Origin of the sequence: Aeromonas sp. 603607, from assembly GCF_049171595.1 — a bacterium.
In the GTDB taxonomy this organism is placed as follows: Bacteria; Pseudomonadota; Gammaproteobacteria; order Enterobacterales; family Aeromonadaceae; genus Aeromonas; species Aeromonas veronii.
This window is the reverse complement of sequence record NZ_JAAKOV010000001.1, coordinates 384,494-401,421: the sequence shown is the minus strand read 5'-3', so window position 1 is coordinate 401,421 and position 16,928 is coordinate 384,494. Positions and strand designations below refer to the sequence as shown.

Annotated in this window: 17 protein-coding genes and 1 other RNA gene; 14 read left to right on the top strand and 4 right to left on the bottom strand. The window is 57.3% G+C overall.

Features of this window, described 5'->3' with window-relative positions; all coding sequences use genetic code 11:
• Nucleotides 1–33 precede the first annotated feature (33 nt).
• Nucleotides 34–3,213 carry a type I restriction endonuclease subunit R gene (locus G5315_RS01765; RefSeq protein ID WP_421332220.1) on the top strand — a complete coding sequence of 1,060 codons (3,180 nt, stop codon included), beginning with the start codon at nucleotides 34–36 and terminating at the stop codon, nucleotides 3,211–3,213.
• 269 nt (nucleotides 3,214–3,482) lie between these two features.
• On the opposite strand, the gene G5315_RS01760 is transcribed toward G5315_RS01765, so the two are convergent.
• A complete protein-coding gene (locus G5315_RS01760) occupies nucleotides 3,483–3,860 on the bottom strand; it encodes a hypothetical protein (protein WP_048207591.1) in 378 nt (125 codons plus the stop codon).
• 261 nt (nucleotides 3,861–4,121) lie between these two features.
• Here G5315_RS01760 and radC point away from each other — a divergent pair, with 261 nt between their 5' ends.
• From radC to G5315_RS01730, 6 genes are all read left to right on the top strand, one after another.
• Nucleotides 4,122–4,589 (top strand): RadC family protein, encoded by a 468-nt coding sequence (gene radC / locus G5315_RS01755; RefSeq protein WP_421332219.1) that lies wholly within the window; start codon nucleotides 4,122–4,124, stop codon nucleotides 4,587–4,589.
• Nucleotides 4,586–4,954 (top strand): DUF2787 family protein, encoded by a 369-nt coding sequence (locus tag G5315_RS01750; protein ID WP_421332218.1) that lies wholly within the window; start codon nucleotides 4,586–4,588, stop codon nucleotides 4,952–4,954. The genes radC and G5315_RS01750 overlap by 4 nt, the downstream gene beginning before the upstream one ends.
• A 17-nt stretch (nucleotides 4,955–4,971) precedes the next feature.
• Complete coding sequence (locus tag G5315_RS01745) at nucleotides 4,972–5,100, top strand: hypothetical protein (protein ID WP_254902196.1); 129 nt, start codon at nucleotides 4,972–4,974, stop codon at nucleotides 5,098–5,100.
• Nucleotides 5,097–5,240 carry a hypothetical protein gene (locus tag G5315_RS01740; RefSeq protein WP_005345168.1) on the top strand — a complete coding sequence of 48 codons (144 nt, stop codon included), beginning with the start codon at nucleotides 5,097–5,099 and terminating at the stop codon, nucleotides 5,238–5,240. Before G5315_RS01745 ends, G5315_RS01740 begins: the two co-directional genes overlap by 4 nt.
• 240 nt (nucleotides 5,241–5,480) lie before the next feature.
• Nucleotides 5,481–6,032, top strand: coding sequence for a recombinase family protein (locus tag G5315_RS01735; RefSeq protein WP_016350879.1), 552 nt, complete (start codon nucleotides 5,481–5,483; stop codon nucleotides 6,030–6,032).
• 26 nt (nucleotides 6,033–6,058) lie between these two features.
• Nucleotides 6,059–6,865, top strand: a complete 807-nt coding sequence (locus G5315_RS01730; protein WP_016350878.1) for a hypothetical protein — start codon at nucleotides 6,059–6,061, stop codon at nucleotides 6,863–6,865.
• Nucleotides 6,866–7,143: 278 nt separating this feature from the next.
• On the opposite strand, the gene G5315_RS01725 is transcribed toward G5315_RS01730, so the two are convergent.
• Nucleotides 7,144–7,326: a hypothetical protein gene (locus G5315_RS01725; protein WP_021230269.1), complete on the bottom strand. Its 183-nt coding sequence runs from the start codon at nucleotides 7,324–7,326 to the stop codon at nucleotides 7,144–7,146.
• Nucleotides 7,327–7,595: 269 nt separating this feature from the next.
• Between G5315_RS01725 and ffs the strand changes: the two genes are divergently transcribed.
• An RNA gene (ffs, locus tag G5315_RS01720) (signal recognition particle sRNA small type) lies at nucleotides 7,596–7,689 on the top strand.
• A gap of 335 nt (nucleotides 7,690–8,024) precedes the next feature.
• Here ffs and G5315_RS01715 read toward each other — a convergent pair.
• Both G5315_RS01715 and G5315_RS01710 read right to left on the bottom strand, forming a co-directional pair.
• Entirely contained in the window at nucleotides 8,025–9,851 is a 1,827-nt protein-coding gene (locus tag G5315_RS01715) for an ATP-binding protein (RefSeq protein ID WP_421332216.1), read from the bottom strand.
• A gap of 8 nt (nucleotides 9,852–9,859) precedes the next feature.
• The gene (locus tag G5315_RS01710) at nucleotides 9,860–10,351 is read right to left on the bottom strand and encodes a molybdopterin-dependent oxidoreductase (protein WP_421332215.1); all 492 of its coding nucleotides are present in this window, start codon (nucleotides 10,349–10,351) and stop codon (nucleotides 9,860–9,862) included.
• 338 nt (nucleotides 10,352–10,689) lie between these two features.
• Between G5315_RS01710 and G5315_RS01705 the strand changes: the two genes are divergently transcribed.
• The 6 genes from G5315_RS01705 (at nucleotide 10,690) to G5315_RS01680 (ending at nucleotide 16,843) form a co-directional block, all read left to right on the top strand.
• Entirely contained in the window at nucleotides 10,690–11,040 is a 351-nt protein-coding gene (locus G5315_RS01705) for an STAS domain-containing protein (RefSeq protein WP_005333409.1), read from the top strand.
• Nucleotides 11,037–11,453 (top strand): hypothetical protein, encoded by a 417-nt coding sequence (locus tag G5315_RS01700; RefSeq protein ID WP_005360127.1) that lies wholly within the window; start codon nucleotides 11,037–11,039, stop codon nucleotides 11,451–11,453. The genes G5315_RS01705 and G5315_RS01700 overlap by 4 nt, the downstream gene beginning before the upstream one ends.
• Nucleotides 11,454–11,471: 18 nt before the next feature.
• Nucleotides 11,472–13,577 carry an SLBB domain-containing protein gene (locus G5315_RS01695; RefSeq protein WP_005351417.1) on the top strand — a complete coding sequence of 702 codons (2,106 nt, stop codon included), beginning with the start codon at nucleotides 11,472–11,474 and terminating at the stop codon, nucleotides 13,575–13,577.
• Nucleotide 13,578: 1 nt separating this feature from the next.
• Nucleotides 13,579–14,247 (top strand): capsular biosynthesis protein, encoded by a 669-nt coding sequence (locus G5315_RS01690; RefSeq protein WP_421332213.1) that lies wholly within the window; start codon nucleotides 13,579–13,581, stop codon nucleotides 14,245–14,247.
• A 23-nt stretch (nucleotides 14,248–14,270) separates the two neighbouring features.
• Nucleotides 14,271–15,761 (top strand): SpoIIE family protein phosphatase, encoded by a 1,491-nt coding sequence (locus G5315_RS01685; protein ID WP_421332212.1) that lies wholly within the window; start codon nucleotides 14,271–14,273, stop codon nucleotides 15,759–15,761.
• 80 nt (nucleotides 15,762–15,841) lie between these two features.
• Nucleotides 15,842–16,843 (top strand): glycosyltransferase family 4 protein, encoded by a 1,002-nt coding sequence (locus tag G5315_RS01680; protein ID WP_236297716.1) that lies wholly within the window; start codon nucleotides 15,842–15,844, stop codon nucleotides 16,841–16,843.
• Nucleotides 16,844–16,928: the final 85 nt, after the last annotated feature.

The following is a 16,928-nucleotide window of genomic DNA, read 5'->3' as shown; positions in this document are numbered from 1 at the left end:
CATCCTTACCGATTAAAACGTAGAAGAAGAGTTATGGACAGTAAAGCACGGGAAAAGGCGTTTCAAGACCATATCATCGAGCAGCTGGCCGCTTCGGGTTGGCTGGTGGGTGAGTCGTCTCACTACGACAAAGAGCGAGCACTCTATCCGGAAGACTTGATCGCCTATGTGCAAGAGAGCCAGCCTGAGGGGTGGCAGAAGTTCTGCAAGACCTACGGTGAGGAGCCGGAGCGTCATCTGCTCAACGCCGTGGTGAGAGCCCTTGAAAGCTATGAGCGAGGTACTTTGTGGTTACTCCGTCATCAAGTAGAGGACCGAGGGCATCGGCTGGCAGTGGCCACCTTCAAGCCCGACCATGACCTTAACCCAGAGCTGGTTGAGCGGTATGCCAAGAACCGGCTGCGGGTGGTGCCAGAGCTGGTCTACAGCCCCCATGGCTATGAGGGCCGACTCGATCTTACTCTGTTTCTCAACGGCATACCGGTGGCAACGCTGGAGCTCAAGTCTTGCTTCAAACAGAGCCTGGAGAACGCCAAGCAGCAGTACCGCTTCGACCGCCCACTGGTGACGGCGGGCAAGCGTGAGCCGCTGCTGGCTTTCCGTCGCGGGGCGCTGGTGCACTTTGCCGTCAATCAGTTTGAGGTGGCGATGACCACGCGGCTGGCCGGAGCAGATACCTTCTTCTTGCCGTTCAACCGTGGCACAGCCAAGGGCGGAGCAGGGAACGATCAGCCTGAGACAGGGTTCGCCAGCGAGTACCTATGGCAGGAGATTTTCGCACCCGAGACCTTCCTCAATATTCTGGGTCGCTATCTGCATCTGCAGGTGAAGCACGAAGAGGACGCACTGGGCCGTCTCAAGAAGAAAGAGACGATGATTTTCCCCCGCTATCACCAGTGGAAGGTGGTTGAGACGCTGCTGGCGACGCTCCAGCGGGAAGGGAGCGGCCAGAAGTACCTTATTCAGCACTCGGCGGGCTCTGGTAAATCGAACTCTATCGCCTGGTTGACCCATCAGCTCGCATCGCTGCGGCGTGACACCGATGCCGGAGAGAGTGAGAAGCTATTCAATTCCGTCATCGTCGTCACCGACCGTACCGTGCTCGATAGCCAGTTGCAGGAGACCATCGCTCAGTTCGATCACGCATCCGGGGTGATCTCCCGCATTAATCGGGAAGAGGGGGATGGCAGCAAATCTGCTCAGTTGGCCGAGGCACTGACCAGCGGCACTCCCATCATTATCGTCACCATTCAGACCTTCCCCCATGTGCTCAAGGCGATTCAGGAGAGCTCCAGCCTGAAAGCCAGCCGCTTTGCGGTGGTGGCCGATGAGGCTCACTCCAGCCAGACCGGCAAGACTGCCCGTCAGTTGCGTGAGGTGTTGATGGCCGAGCAAATGAATGAGGAAGAGGAGCTCTCGGCTGAGGATGTGATGAATCTGACCTTGGCTGCCCGTGGCGGCAGTCAGAACATCAGCTACTTCGCTTTCACTGCTACTCCCAAGGCCAAGACGCTGGAGCTGTTCGGTCGCCCACCCAAGCCCCATCTGCCCATTTCGGATGAGAACAAACCCGAGCCGTTCCATGTCTACACCATGCGCCAGGCGATCGAGGAGGGGTTCATCCTTGACGTGTTGCGGAACTACACCAACTACCAGTTGGCGTTCAAGCTGGCGATGGATAGCGAAGCGGCCGATGCAGAAGTGGACAGCAAGAAGGCCAAGCGCAAGCTATCCCAGTGGGTGCGGCTGCACCCACACAACATTGGCCAGAAAGTGCAGGTGATTGTCGAGCACTTCCGCCAGCATGTTGGCAAACTCTTGGGCGGACAAGCCAAGGCTATGGTGGTGACCTCCAGTCGGCTGGAGGCGGTCCGCTACAAGCTGGCGTTCGACAAGTACGTTAAGGACCAGGGATATCAAGCCATTCGGGCCATGGTGGCTTTCTCGGGCGACATCGAGGACGAGGGGCAGACGTGGAACGAGCGGAACATGAACCCGGAGCTGAAGGGCCGGGACATGCGTAAGGCGTTCGATACGGCTGACTATCAGGTGATGCTGGTGGCCAACAAGTTCCAGACTGGGTTCGATCAGCCCAAGCTGTGTGCCATGTATGTGGACAAACGCTTAACCGGGGTGGACTGTATCCAGACCCTCTCGCGGCTCAATCGCACCTATCCGGGCAAGGAGAGTACCTATGTACTCGACTTCGTGAACGACCCGCAGGATGTGCTGGAAGAGTTCCAGAAGTATTACGAAACCGCCACGCTGGACTCAGTGTCGGATCCCAACTTGATCTATGACCTGTTCCACAAGCTCAAGGGGGAGGGGATCTTTACCTGGCCCGAGGTGGTGGCCTTTACCGATGCCTACTTCGACCCCAAACGGGGTGCCGATGCCTTCTTGCGGCACGCAGTTCCGGCCAGAGATCGCTTCGCCAAGCGTTACCGGCTGGCCATCGATGCTATTCGGGAGTGTCGGACCCAGCTCAAATGGCTGATGGAACAGGGCGGTTCAGGTAGCGATCAGGTCAATGCCGAACGTCGCCTGAAGGAGGCTGGGGAAGCCCGTTCGGTGCTGGAGCTGTTCAAGAAGAACCTCAACGGCTATGTGCGGTTTTATGAGTTTGTCTCCCAGATCACCCCCTTCGACGATTATGACATGGAGCGGCTGTGTGTCTTTGCACGCCACCTGCTGCCTCTGCTGCGGGAAGAGGTGCTGGATGAAGAGCAAGTAGACCTTTCCTCGGTGATGCTGAGCCACTACCACCTCAAGGCCAAGCGGACCCAGGATCTGCAACTCAAAGAGAATGCTGCCGGTTATGGGCTGGAGGGCATCGCATCCCTCGGCAGTGCCAAGCCGAAAGAGGAGAAGAAGGATTTCCTCTCCGAGCTGCTGGCTCGGATGAACGATCTGTTTGGCCTGGAAGTGACTGATGGGGACAAGCTCGACTGGGTGCAGGGGATGGTGACCAAGCTGAGTGAAAACGGTCCCCTGATGGAACAGGTCCGCAATAACCCACGGGAATCGATTCTGCATGGCGATTTCCCGAATGCGGTGGATGAAGCCGTCATCGGGCGAATGGAAACCCAGCAGGGCATGTCGCTGACGTACCTCTCTCACCCCGATAAGGCCAAGGCGTTGCAGAATATGCTGCTGGACTTGCTGCTCGAGGGGTTGGCTGGCCATCAGTCATTACGGACACAGAGCCAGTAGGCGTTTGCTGGAGAGGCATGTCAGGGTTGACGTGCTCCTTCAGCGGGCAACGAGACCGAGCAAAGGAAGTGGCAACAACATCCTAGGCTAGGTAGGTCGAGGAGGTCTGCCGAACGGCTGAAATTTTGGCATTTTCAAGAACTTTTTTCTACGAGATTCCATACATAAAAAGTTCTATAAATAGCTGAAATTTCAGCAGATTGAACATCCAAAATGGGCCCTTTGCCTTTGATTGCGGGCAAAAGGGCCCGATCCCAAATCAGCAGAGGTTAGCTTTGCGGATTCCGCAGTGGGCGCCATACATATTCGGACAGCTCCTTAACGTTCGTGGGGGGTAACCACTGCGGGTCATCAGCTTCGAAACCGAAAAGATTCATCATCTCTGACAGGGAGTAGCAGAGGTACTCGCCATCGGCTCGACTGAAGGTGCCGTCATGGCGCTGGATGAAATTCGGAGTGAAGCTCTCGCCGGTGGTGCAGACCGGCAGCGTCTGTATCTTGATATCTTCTGGCCCACCGTCTGTAATCTGGATGGCGTACCCGATCAATGGATAACGCTCAAGGGTTGTTTCTCCGTTGTCATTTGGTTCGACAATGATGTAACCGTACTCACTGGGTTGAGCGGGGATAAAATGAGTAGTTGCCACTGGTGTTCTCCTTCACACAAAACGAGACTGTATTGCTAATAAATGGTCTCAAGTGGGTTTTAACCCCTCTTTTTTGACCGTAAGTGGAAACATATCGCGTCATGAAAGGGAAAACCGTGAAATCCGTCTAAAAAGTTTTAAGAGGGCTCATAGGTGAATGTGGGCCCCTGCACCCCTTATACCAGTCCCGTTCGGATTCAATAACAACCAGGCTCCCTGGCATAAGTAACTCGTGTACCAAAACGACGCGAGGTTACTGTTATGACACATCACTACGACGATCACCCCGGACAGGGCGATCACATCATCAATCAGGCATTAGCGATTCTGGAAAGCCGACAGCGGCATCTGGGCCAAGCCTTCACCCAGCCCCAAGCGGCAGCAGACTTCCTTCGGCTCAAGATGGGGGAGTACGAGCGGGAAGTGTTCGCCGTCATGCTGCTCGACAATCAACATCGACTGCTCGATTACCAGGAGCTGTTCTTCGGCACCATCAATGCGGGCACCGTTCACCCCCGTGAGGTGGTCAAGGCGGCCCTCAACAAAAATGCCGCAGCGGTCATTCTGGCCCACAACCACCCCTCCGGCATGGTAGACCCCTCGGACGCCGACAAAGCGATTACCGCTCGTCTCAAGGATCTGCTCGAGATGGTTGACGTGCGAGTGCTCGACCATTTTGTGGTGGGACAGCACGACGTCGTCTCGTTTGCCGACAGGGGGCTGCTATGACCCCATCCAAACCGCTACAGGCTCTGTTCACCAAGATCATCAGCAGCTACCCCGATGCCACTGCCCTGACCCTCAACTTCCGCAGTCCCGATTATTCCGCTGACACTGGCGGTTACCGTCCGGTCGAAATCCGTCTGGAAAAACGGGCTGGTAGCTGGGGGATGGCCTACGTCACCGAGTTCACTTACCTCGGTGGCGAGCTGGTCAAGGATCTCGATTTTGACTTCAACGCCGGGCTGGCATCACAGCTCTGGAGTGGAGAGCGGCCGCTGGCCACCACCATGGACCTCTACCGGCTCTGGGAGAGGAACTTTCTCGACTATCACCGGATGGAGGTCTACCGCCTGAAGATAACCCCTGAGTAATCGCCATGAATGACTTCATGAAAACCTTGCTGCTGGACGCCTTGAAGGCAGCCCTGACGGCATTTGCGTCGGTCATCGTCAACGCGATGATGGCCCGCTACATGCCGCCACACTTCTACAACATGAACGAAGAGGACTACCCATGAACAAAATGATCCTGACCTCGGTGACTCTGGTTGCCATTGCAGGGGGAACCCTGATGATCCGCCTCATCGCCCGTGACAAGGCTCACGCTGAGGAGCTGGCCAAGGTATTACGGATGCCGGGTGGAGCGACGCGTCATTGAGATCCCCCGGTCGGCACCCTGCATGACCAATAGATAGAGCAGCCAGAGCATCTGGTTGACTACCCCTGCGGGCCCTCCATCACGGAGCGGCCCGTTTTCATTTGTATCACTGGCACAGGTCAATAGACCAAGCCCGTGTGACGCGAGCGAAAGTGCCACTTTTTGCCGGTCATATGGGTTCCTTTCGACCTTCTGACCGGTCGCGTCAGTGTACCTTGCCCTATTGACCAGGAGGAGACCATGGCACTGGTGGGATATGCACGTGTCAGCACTGTGGGGCAGAGCCTGGATGCCCAGCTTCAGGCACTGGCCGAGTGCAGCAAGATATTTCAGGAGAAGGTGAGCGGGGCCAAGGATGATCGCCCGCAGCTCTCGTTGATGCTGGATTTTGTTCGTGAGGGAGACGTGGTGATGGTGACCAAGCTGGATCGCTTGGCTCGCAACACTCGCCACCTGTTGGAGATCTCCGAGTACCTGCACGCTAAGCGGGTTGCTCTGAGGATTTTGAATCTGGGTATCGATACCTCGACACCTACCGGAAAACTGATGTTAACCATGATCGGTGCCATCGCCACGTTTGAGCGGGAGCTGATGCTGGAGCGTCAGGCAGAAGGGATTGCTATGGCAAAACAGCGTGGGGTCTACAAAGGTCGCAAGCCGACCGCCATGGCTAAAGGGGAGGAGGTGCTGTCACTCGCTGAACGGGGACTAGCCAAGGCCGAAATCGCACGTCGAACGGGGATCAGTCTCTCCAGTGTGCAGCGGATCTTGCGTGGACTGTCTGGCGAATGAATAGTTTTGACAACAAGGAAAACGACATGGAACAAGAGAAGACGAAACAAGAGTCCGGCCGGTTCTTCGAGCAGCGGGAAACTGCATCGGCACAGGTCGCAGGTAAGTGGGCCCGCTATCGCGATTGGCTAAAGCAATCTGTGCGGCTAGAACTTCCGTCCAATTCAAGCGAGGTCAACAACAACCCTTATCTGCGGGGCGGGATCTGCAGTTATAACGCCTATCTCTCGGGCATGCTGAGGGCTCACCTGTGGGGGTTGTGGCTGACGGCACTTCTCGTGCTCGCTTGGCAGTTTCTACTGCCTCGAATGGGATTAAGCATTAACTACAAAGCAGGGCTATGGCTCATCATGAGCACAGTTGTCGTTGGGACATTGCATTGGGCCATTCTGGTCTTTATTGGCTACGAGAAACGCCTCCAAGCAGCCGCACTCACAGACCCACTGAGCCGCATGATTGGTGTAGCGACCGTAGCGATGACAGCTGCTGGGGTGATCCTTGGGTGGTTCCTAAGCATTGAGCGGTCAGCGTGGTTCACAATGTTTGCCGAACATTCGAGAATTAATGCAGAGGTCTATGGGCGGGGCTTTGATGTGAAAGCCAAGACAGCAGAGCAGCTGTCCTCAATGGGTTACGATTCATGGATATTGGCAGGCCAAGTGATGGTCTACATTGGCTTGGCTCTGCTCTTCCTGATTCCCAGTTACCGCAACAGCGATAACCTTGCAGAAGAGGCGAAAGAGGCGCTAGGGAAGGCACAGGGCTATCCTACCCCGATCCTGTTGGTGTTCCATTTGCTTCTGCTGTTTCCGGCAGTGGCGATTCTGGCCTAGTAGACTTGAAGGAGCTCACATCAGAGCTCCTTTTCTTTAGCAGGTATGCAAGGCATCAAGCCGGTAGCGGTGCTTGGCTCGGCAACCACGGCACCATGATTGTATCCTGGTTACACCAGCCATCCGTCTGAATCCGAATTCTCCTGCCCGATAGAACACATGAACGCCAGCCTGTTCTGAACAGTTCGGGCAGCTTTTGAGTTTCTGCCCATTTTGATGGAACACAACTGAATGGTTGAGGGGCTGGCCACAAGAACACTGGTCGGTCATCGATAAACTCACTTCCGGCGGTTGTCGGTTTCTTTGGCTACCCCTTTGAAGGGCTCCCCACCTTGTTTCTGCTCGATAAACTTGCCGCTATCCGTATCGCGTTTCGTCCAGTTCCCATTAACCGGGTTCTGAACTTGGGTACGGTCGTTGACGGAACCTTGTCGATAGCCTTTGCCTGTGTTCGTAGCCATATGTCACCTCGGGTTTAAGTGAGACCCAAAGCTACCATTAGATTTCATTTTGCTCAATATTGGGTTGATTGTTGAGCTGCTGAGGGAGGGGATGGGGCCTGTAATGAGGTGCTTGCAGTGTACGGGAGAGGGCGGGTAGGATTGGCCTGTTTGTTACCAATTTAAGCATGTCCACTTGATGTGGATGACCGTACTTCCGGCGGATTCTCGCTTGTTGAGGTTTCAGAACACTGTGATGGCGTTCAGTTCCATCCCCAAGTGCCTGATTTATTTGGGCTCGCATTGATAACCCGTCGACCTGGTCAGGACCGGAAGGTAGCAGCCAAGGCGGGGGACTCGAGTGCCGGGATGTGGCTGGTAGGGCCACCACTTGTTTCTGCAATTCAATAAGTTACAGCTAATAGCCCCCTTCAGACCTCTTGGTAATCCACTTTGTGTGGATGAATCAAGAGTCTTCATAGTGAATCTCTGGCTCAGTCCCCACGGCATCCGGTATTACCGGAAAGTCACCACGCTCCCCTGTGGCCGTCGTAAAGAGATCAAAAAATCCCTGCATACCCGAGACAAGCTGACGGCCCGTGCAGCTGTTGCGAAGCGGCTTGCCTGTGCGCGTTCCAGACCCAAGCCCATTCAGTTGCCTGCCGAGGTCAATGTTGCCCCACATGAGCAATAAGTAGCCCGGAATCAGGGGGGGGGGGTTATTGCTTGGTGACACGCATGGCTGCGTTGTATTTGAGCCGCCCATGGGAAATATGTCTGTTTATCTCGCTCAGTAGCGTCTCTTTATTGATGGGCTTGGTGATATACCCGTTCATGCCATGGGAAAGATAGTATTGCTTGGATTCCGGCATCGCATCCGCCGTCAGGGCGATGATGGGGATATCTGCCCAAGGCATCTGGGAGGTGCGGATCCGGGTGGTGGCCACCAGGCCATCCATCACTGGCATCTGGACATCCATCAACACCAGATCAAATTCGGTGTGACCCAGTTTCTCCAGCGCCTCTTCTCCCTGAACGGCCAGTGTGACCTGATGGCCCACGGAGTCGAGCATGGCGCCGATCACCTTGCGGTTGGTGGCATTGTCATCAACCAGCAAGATGCGATAGCTCTCCTGATCCAGCGGCTTGGACGGCAGGCAAACAATCGAGGGGGTCGTGGCTCTGGCGGGCCAGATGTAGGTAAAAGTACTACCATGTCCCTCGCTGCTCTCTACCGAGATATCGCCGCCCATCAGGCGTGCGAGGTTACGGGATATCTCAAGTCCCAGGCCCGATCCGCCATATTGGCGGGTGATCGAGACATCCGCCTGGGCGAAACGTTGAAACAGGTTCTTTAGCTGACTTTTGCTCATGCCGATCCCGGTGTCCTGGATCGAGATGCGTATCGAGTGGCGATCCTGCTCCAACAGGGTGCTATCAACATGGATCTTTACTTCCCCCTGATGGGTGAACTTGATGGCATTGCTCACCAGGTTGAAGAGGATCTGGCGCACCCTCAGCGGGTCGATCATCAACCACTCCGGCGTATCGGGGGCAACAGTCAGGGTCAGTTTGATCCCTTTTGCATCGCAGTTGCTCTGCATCAGGGCCCGGATATCCTCCAGCAGCTGGGGCAAGTGATGGGGGGCCAGTTGCAGCTCGATCTTGCCCTCTTCCAGCTTGGATACATCCAGAATGTCGTTAAGCAGACCGAGCAGATGGTTTGCCGATTCGCGCGCCGTCTCCAGATAGTCTCGCTCCCTCGGGTCCATATCCCGGTCGGCCAGCAGTGAGAGCATGCCGAGAATGCCATTCATGGGGGTGCGAATTTCATGGCTCATGTTGGCCAAAAAGCTGCTTTTGGCTCTTGTGCCTGCCTCTGCCGCCTGATTTGCCCGCAGCAGTTTGTCATTGAGCTGCTGCATCAGTTTGTGTTGCAAAAACGAGATATTCATTTGCCGCCAGATCAGCAGGGCGAGCACAAAGAGCAGCGCAAATTGCAGGGTCGCGATGAGTGTCGTCGTGATGATCTGCTCCCTCACGCTGTCGCGGCGTGCCACATCAAACAGGGTCGCCTGCTGGTTCACCTCCAGAGTCAGCTGATGGAGCAGGGGGAGCAGGGAGGCAAGCTGTTGGCGCAGCTCCTGATGGGCAAGATTGTCCAGCGGCTTGGTGGCTTCCGGGCCGAGCCAGATATCCGCCAGAGAGATGTAGGATCGAATGGCTTTGCTTGCCTGCTGGTAGATCTCTGTTTGCTGAAGCAGGCTGCGATCCTTGCTCTCCAGCACCAGATCCATGCGGCTGACCAGAATATCGTATCTGAGCTGGAAGGTCGGTTGCGACTCATGGAGCAGCGAGCTTTGAAAACGCAGCGCTTCGTTATAGAGCTGGAAATAGTTCCACATCACGTTGTCTTCGCCCTGGCTGGTACTGCGCTGCAGCTCCTGAAATTGCCGATACTGAATGGTACCAATACCGGCAAAGGCTAGGAGCAGCACACAAAGCACCACAAACAAGAAACGTTGACTGGCCGCCATGGAACGCATGATGGGATCTACTCCACTTTTATCGCACTAATCTGCCAGATAGCCCGACCGTAATAGAGCTTGTTTTGCAGTTCGGGATATTGATCGAACGGATAGACAAGGAACAGCGGCCCTTTGTCACGCACCGACAGTGGCTTGCCATTGATCGTGCGGGCGAGGATGACCCGATACTGCTCGGCATCGCTTGTCGGCACCTGTACCGAGTAGTCATTGAGCGCGGTAATGGTGAGCTGTTTGCCGGTTGCCCCGACCTTGGCCAATACATCTTGCAGCAGCGGGCCGCGAAAGGTCTTGGCTTCGTCATACCAGGGGGTATGGGTTTTGATTTCGTGTACCGGTAGTTGATCCAGCATGGCGCTGTCCCACAGGGCCAGAGCCTGATGAGTGGGGCTGCTGATGGCGCCTTCTACCTTTAGCACGGCGCTGTCAGGGGAAGGGGCTGCGTATGCTGCGCCGCAGAGGGCTGCCAACAGTGGTGCGATGTAAAGGCCTGCTTTCATGATCTCTCCTTCCTGGAAAATGGCGGCATGGGGGCCGAGCCAACGGTGGCTTGTGAAGTGTGTGCAAAGGCAAGCAATAATCGGGCCCAGTCTAATGGGCTTGAATTATCAGCCATTTAGCCTGTTATCAGGCGATCTCGGCCAAGGTGAATTGCAGTTTGCAACGTGCGGGGGAGGTTAATTGCAATTTGGCAATCAAAACGAGGAGTGGGTGTCGGCGAATAAGGCGCAAAGAGTATCATTTGGAGAACAAGTGCCGTGGCACTGCCCGGCATAACATTTGCAACGTGCTGAATGCCGTGACAGCAAATAGTCTGAGAATCGACAAGGAGCTAGCGATGGAAAGCATGACTTACACCCTTAATGATATCCAGGTAGTGGTACTGGAAAACGAGTTTGACGCGATGGCCGTCAGTGAGCTCCGCCCGTTGTTTGAAACCCTCTCGACCCACCCGGGAGATATCCTGGCCGATATCAGCGATGTTCACTTTATCGATTCGTCGGGGATCGGAGCCTTGGTATTTCTCTATAAAAGATTGATTATGAACGGGCATCAGATGGCCCTTGTCTGTGGACCCGGTCAACCTCATGACCTGCTGGAGATGCTGCATATCGACCGGGTGATCCCCTGCCATGAGAGCATCAAGGCCTATATGCGTTCCCGTGGCATGATGGCCGCAGCATCATGAAACGCTTTGGTATCCTGATCTCGTCCATTCTGCTGTCGGGTTGCGCGCAGTGGCCGCCACAGGGGTATGGCGGCATGGCCGAGGCAAGACCCACCCGTATTCCGGTCAATGAGGATGAACGGCGGGTCTGGTCTCGTTATGATGAGCGTCAGAAGGAACTCGACTTGCAGCTGACGGAATTAAAGCAAGCGAGTCTGCAGGGGTGTATGCCTGCCGAGTTGAAACGACTACAATCTCAACGTATTGATATCGAACGGGATATGCACGGACGGCTCTGGTCGGATGTAGCCTGGCGTCAGACCGTGTTGGCACAATCACTACAACAAGTACGTTTGCGGCTGCAACAGACAACAGCGGATGGCTGTCGTGCTGATTGGTCAGGGCTCCCCTTACGCCAATGGGGGCAGACGTAACAGACGAAAAGGATGTCTATGAAACGGGGCGCTCTCGAAGGATTGATCTGTGTTCTCTTGCTGTTGTTCACCTGCCCGTTACTGGCCTCCACCTTGTTGGCTCCCGGTGATCGGTTGGCCATAGTGCAACCCGGTGAGCCTGCTTTTGATCAGCCTTTCCAGATCAACAAGCAGGGGGAGATTGCACTGCCTGAAGTCGGCAACCTAGTGGTGGGGGGAAAGACCCTGCAACAGGCGGATGAGCTGATCCGCACCGCCCTCAAACCTGTTTACAACAACCTCTCTCAATTGACCGTCACCTTGCTGGAAAAGCGGCTGCTGATCAGCGTGATGGGCTATGTCAAAAAACCCGGCAGTTATGATCTGGCGCCCGATGGCAACGTGCAGATGGCCCTCGATGCCGCTGGCGGTCTGGTGCCCGGTGCCCAGCTCAACAACATGCAGGTGCGGCGCGGCAGTACGGTCTCGAGCTTCGACTACAAGCGTTATCTCGATACCGGTGATGCCAGCGTGCTGCCGCCATTGCAATCCCTTGATGTGGTGTTCGTGCCAGCATCCCCTTTGATCGGCAACGTGCAGATCGATTTTGATGCGGCAACCCTGGCGGCAGGCGGGGATGGTGATACCGGCAAGGCGATCAAGGTGTTTGGCGAGGTCAACAGCCCCGGCGCCTTCAGTTTCAAGAGCGGCAACTCCATCGTGGATCTGTTGATGCGAGCCGGTGGGGTGACCCGTTTTGCCGGGGTGGAGCGGATCCGGGTGATCAATGGTGATGCCCCTGAACTGTTCGATCTCAAAGCCTATCTCGACTCCGGCAACAACAAGCTGCTGCCCAATCTGGCGCCGGGCGCCACCATCTTCGTGCCCAAGGATGAAGAGCAGATAAAACGGGGGGCACGCACCATCTACATCATGGGCGAGGTGTTCAAACCCGGCGCCTATGAGGGGCGGGAAGGGGACTCCTTCCTCGATATTCTGGCCAATGCCGGCGGCCCGACCCGCTATGCCGAGAGTCGCCAGATCCGTTTGCTGCGCACCGATGGCACGATCGAACCCATCGACTTGCAGGCCTATACCGAAGGGATGCAAAAGGCGTTGCCCCAAGTCAAACCCGGTGACGCCATCTTTGTGCCGGAAAAAACCGATATCAACGAGAAGTCCTGGTTGAAGGTAGCGCCAGGGCGGGCTGTGATGGTGATGGGGGCGGTGCGGATCCCGGGTCGTTATGAATGGTCTGACGAGATGTCGCTGCTGGATCTGATCGCCCACGCCGGTGGCCCCAACGAGCGGGCCGATATCGCCAAGGTGCAGATCCTGACCGCTGAAGGGGGGCAGGCCACGCCGACCCTGTTTGATCTCGACAAGTTCCTCCATCAGGGGGGGGCGCTCGCCAGCCTGCCGAAGATCCGGGCCGGATTCACCATCATGATCCCCGAGCTGCCCACCGATCCCAGTGACAACAAGTCCCAGTGGGTGCGCCAGTCACCGGACAGTTCCATCTATATCTTCGGTCAGGTCGGGGCCCCCGGTCGCTATGCCTTCAATGAGCAGATGGGCTTTATCGACATCCTGTCGGCCGCCGATGGTCCGACTGCGGCGGCGGATCTGCGCAATGTGCGCATCGCCCATCGCAGTGGCAGCACGGCACGGGTCAGCAAGCTCGATCTTGCCCTCTACTTTGAAACCGGCGATGAAACCTTGCTGCCCAAGGTGCTGCCCGGCGACTCCATCTACCTGCCGGAGAAGAATCGCCCCTGGCTTGATGAGCCGAAGGAGAACACCATTCGGGTGTTGGGAGCGATAGCCCGCCCTGGTCGCTACCGCTTTGACTCCTCCATGACCCTGCTGGATCTGCTGGCCGAGGCGGGGGGCCCGACCAGCAGCGCCTATATCAAGAAGATTGTGGTAATCAACATGGCCACCAGTGGTCAGGGGGATCAGGCCCGTAGCTTCGATCTCGACGGCTTTGCCAAAGAGCCCGACTTTAGCCAGTTACCGGTGCTGCGCGCAGGGGACACCGTCTTTATCCCTGACAGCAAGAGCAGCAACTGGGCCATTTTCATGGATGGCATGCGCGACATTTTGACCACGATTTCGGTGGTGGCCCTGGTCGGGACGCTTTGATATGAGCATCCCCATTCAATATCTGGAGCTCGAATCCCTCTACGCGGCGACGGTCGCTCGGGGGATCCGCTCGCTGGCGGTCACCTCGTCGGAAGGGGGAGAGGGGGTGAGCTCCATCTGCGATGCGCTGGCAAGGCGCTCGGAGGCGGATGGGCTGCGCACCCTGCTGGTTGATCTCAACCTCTATCACCCCGGCCGTGCCACGGCGGTTGCCTGGGGTCCCAATGATGTGCCCGAGGCGGTGGCCACTGGCCGCTCCTTGTCCTTGCTCCCGGCGCCGGGCAAGGATCTGATGGCTTTTCGCAACAAGGATACCTTGCGCCAATTGCTGGTTCGCTGGCTGGAGCATTACGATGTGGTGATCTTCGATACCTCGCCGCTCACCGCCCTCAATCGGGGCAATATTCCGGCCGATCAGGTGTGTGGGGCCTGTGAAGGGGCGCTGCTGGTGGTGCTGGCGGGGGTGACCCCGACCACGGTGGTACAAAGTGCGGTGGATAAACTGACCCGTGCCGAGGCCAATCTGATTGGCGCAGTCTATAACGACAAACTCAACCCGGGGCTGGCCAGCGAGATCCTGCGCGAGCTCAACCGGCTGCCCAGCAACCGGGTGACCGAATGGCTCAAGCGCTGGTGCCGGCGCAGCGCCTTGCTCAATTTCCGGATCTGATCGCCCGCTGATGGAGGCCCGATATGGATGACTGGTTGCGATCTGCTTCGGCAACCCTGCAGTCGGTGCGCGAACTGCGCAACCGGCTGGCGCAGGGACTCTCCCTGTTTCAGGTCTCCCCAAAGGATCAAGCCAACTGGCTGCTCTGTTTCAGTGAGCTGGCCACCAATAGCGTCAAACACACAGCGCCTCCCGCGACCCGGCTCTGGCTCACGCTGAAAGAGGATGAAACGGGCTTGAGTCTGATACTGGAGGATGATGGCGGCCCGCAACCCGGTCTTGCCAGTGCGCCGTTACCCGATGAACTGCAGGAGGGGGGATACGGGCTGGCGCTGGTGCACCAGCTGTTTGCCGAGGTGCACTTCTCGCGCGACGGTGAGCGCAATCGCGTGACTCTTCGCCAGCAGGGCCCGGTCAACCAACTGCCGGTGCTTGCGGTGATCGACGATGACAAGGTGATGCGTGCCCTGCTCACCGCCTATCTCCATGAGCACTACCGGGTTGAAAGTTATGCCGACTCCCATGCCGCCCTGCTGGCGCTTGGAAAGCAGCCCCCCGCGCTGGTGCTCTCCGATATCGAGATGGAGGGGATCGATGGCTTTGGGCTGCGCCAGCAGTTGATGAAGGATCCCAATATGAAGGGGGTGCCCTTTATCTTCCTGACCGGTCATCAGGATCAGTGGACCCAGAGTCGGGCGGGGGCGCTGGGGATCGATGACTTTCTGGTCAAACCCATCACCAAGCAGGACCTGTTGCTGGCGGTTTCGCGGGTGCTGCAACGCTCGCAGCAGCTCAAGTCGCAATGGGGCGAGCAGCTGGATCAGCGCATGACCTCGGCGCTGCGCCCGTTATTGCCTGCCACCTCCATAGGGGGATACCAGCTGGCGTTGCAAACCCGCGCGGCCACCGTGGGGGGCGGGGACTTTCTGCTGGTCAAGGATCGGGTGCTGTGGCTCGGGGATGTGATGGGCCACGATGCAGAAGCCAAGTTCTTTGCCCATGCCTATGCCGGTTATCTGCGCGGTTTGCTGACGGCGCACGATCTGGAGCGCGCCCCCGCCCGTTTGCTGACCATCTTGTCCAATGCGGTTCACAGTGATCCGCTCCTCGGGGCTACCCTGCTCACCACCCTCTGTATTGAGCTCGGCAACGAGGGGCGGGTGCAGTGGGCCAGCGCGGGCCACCCGGCGCCCTGGCTGGTCGGGCCCGGCACCATCCGTCAGGTCGGCGTGACCGGCCCCTTGCCCGGTTTGCGCCCGGATCCCCACTTCGTGACCAATGAGCGTCAGCTCAAGCCTGGCGAGATCCTGCTGTTCTGGACCGACGGCCTGCTCGATAGCCGTGATGCCGCAGAGCGCCAGCGCTGGGAGTCGCAGCTAAAAGAGATCTGCCTGACTTCGGGGCCCGGTCTTGAACAGCTGGCTCATCGCATCGCCCGCTGGTTTGATGAGCGCATCAATGATGCCGCCCTCGATGACATGACCCTCTTGCTGGTCGCCTGTCCCGGCGCCTGATCCTGCCCCTCTTTGCCTGACTGGCCCACTCTATGCAGCGCCTCATTTCAGGTGGCATGGAGCCACGGAAGGAGGTGCCTATGTTACCCATGCAGCAGATCTGGCTGGCCATCGATGCGCGTCAGGTCGGTGGAATAGAAGTTCACATTATCCACTTGGCCAACGATCTGCTGGCCAGGGGATTTCGCCCCACCATAGTGCTTGTGAGCAACCACGGTATGACCCCCTTTACGACCCTGCTCAAACAACAGGGCTTGCCCTACGAGGTGTGCCAAAACAGCCGCGATTTTATGCGCCGTCTGGCCCGCCAGCCTGCCTCTGTGCTGATCCATACCCACGGCTACAAGGCCGGGGTGCTGGGGCGGCTGACGGCCTGGTTCACCGGTAAATCGGTGGTTTCGACCTTTCACAGTGGGGATGACGGGGAAGGTTTGCTGAAGTTTTACAGCTGGCTGGATCGCACCACAGCGCGTTTTGCGAAGTGTATTGCAGTGAGCGAGCCCATCGCTCGCAAATTGCCTGTGCCGAGCACGGTGATCAGCAACTTTGTTCCCATGCCTGCGACGCCGGCTACGGTAACTGGCAACCGGATTGCCTTTGTCGGCCGCCTCTCGCCGGAAAAGGGGCCGGAGGCGTTCTGCCAGCTGGCCGCCTTCTGCCCGGATGGGGCGTTTCATCTCTACGGGGATGGCCCCATGAAAAGCGCTTTGTTGCAGCAGTATGGTGATCGCGTCCAGCTTCATGGTTTCCAGAACATGGCCAATGAGTGGCACAACATCGACCTGCTCTGCATCACCTCCCGCTTTGAAGGGTTGCCGCTGGTGGCCCTGGAGGCAATGGCTCACGGCATACCGGTCTGTACCTTTGCGGTGGGGGGGCTGGTCAATCTGATCGACCACAAATCCAATGGCTGGCTGGTAGAGCCCGGCCATGTGCGGGATATGGCGGAGCTGGTCAACTACTGGCTGCGCAGCGATGGGGTGGTGCGCAGCAAAATGAGTCAGGCGGCCCGCAACACCATAGCCCGCGGGTACAGCGTGAGCAACAGAGTGACCGATATTCTGGCTGTCTACGGCGCCTGAATCCCCAAGGGGAAACCCGCCAAAAACGAGTGGCCGCTGGCTACTCGTTTTTTTATGTGCCGGTGTTAGGGGTTGCAGGGGGCGG

Coding starts and splice junctions, on each gene's coding strand:
- G5315_RS01765 (WP_421332220.1), top strand. CDS start 34: ATGGACAGTAAAGCACGGGAAAAGGCGTTTCAAGACCATATCATCGAG.
- radC (WP_421332219.1), top strand. CDS start 4,122: ATGACACATCACTACGACGATCACCCCGGACAGGGCGATCACATCATC.
- G5315_RS01750 (WP_421332218.1), top strand. CDS start 4,586: ATGACCCCATCCAAACCGCTACAGGCTCTGTTCACCAAGATCATCAGC.
- G5315_RS01745 (WP_254902196.1), top strand. CDS start 4,972: ATGAAAACCTTGCTGCTGGACGCCTTGAAGGCAGCCCTGACGGCATTT.
- G5315_RS01740 (WP_005345168.1), top strand. CDS start 5,097: ATGAACAAAATGATCCTGACCTCGGTGACTCTGGTTGCCATTGCAGGG.
- G5315_RS01735 (WP_016350879.1), top strand. CDS start 5,481: ATGGCACTGGTGGGATATGCACGTGTCAGCACTGTGGGGCAGAGCCTG.
- G5315_RS01730 (WP_016350878.1), top strand. CDS start 6,059: ATGGAACAAGAGAAGACGAAACAAGAGTCCGGCCGGTTCTTCGAGCAG.
- G5315_RS01725 (WP_021230269.1), bottom strand. CDS start 7,326: ATGGCTACGAACACAGGCAAAGGCTATCGACAAGGTTCCGTCAACGAC.
- G5315_RS01715 (WP_421332216.1), bottom strand. CDS start 9,851: ATGCGTTCCATGGCGGCCAGTCAACGTTTCTTGTTTGTGGTGCTTTGT.
- G5315_RS01710 (WP_421332215.1), bottom strand. CDS start 10,351: ATGAAAGCAGGCCTTTACATCGCACCACTGTTGGCAGCCCTCTGCGGC.
- G5315_RS01705 (WP_005333409.1), top strand. CDS start 10,690: ATGGAAAGCATGACTTACACCCTTAATGATATCCAGGTAGTGGTACTG.
- G5315_RS01700 (WP_005360127.1), top strand. CDS start 11,037: ATGAAACGCTTTGGTATCCTGATCTCGTCCATTCTGCTGTCGGGTTGC.
- G5315_RS01695 (WP_005351417.1), top strand. CDS start 11,472: ATGAAACGGGGCGCTCTCGAAGGATTGATCTGTGTTCTCTTGCTGTTG.
- G5315_RS01690 (WP_421332213.1), top strand. CDS start 13,579: ATGAGCATCCCCATTCAATATCTGGAGCTCGAATCCCTCTACGCGGCG.
- G5315_RS01685 (WP_421332212.1), top strand. CDS start 14,271: ATGGATGACTGGTTGCGATCTGCTTCGGCAACCCTGCAGTCGGTGCGC.
- G5315_RS01680 (WP_236297716.1), top strand. CDS start 15,842: ATGTTACCCATGCAGCAGATCTGGCTGGCCATCGATGCGCGTCAGGTC.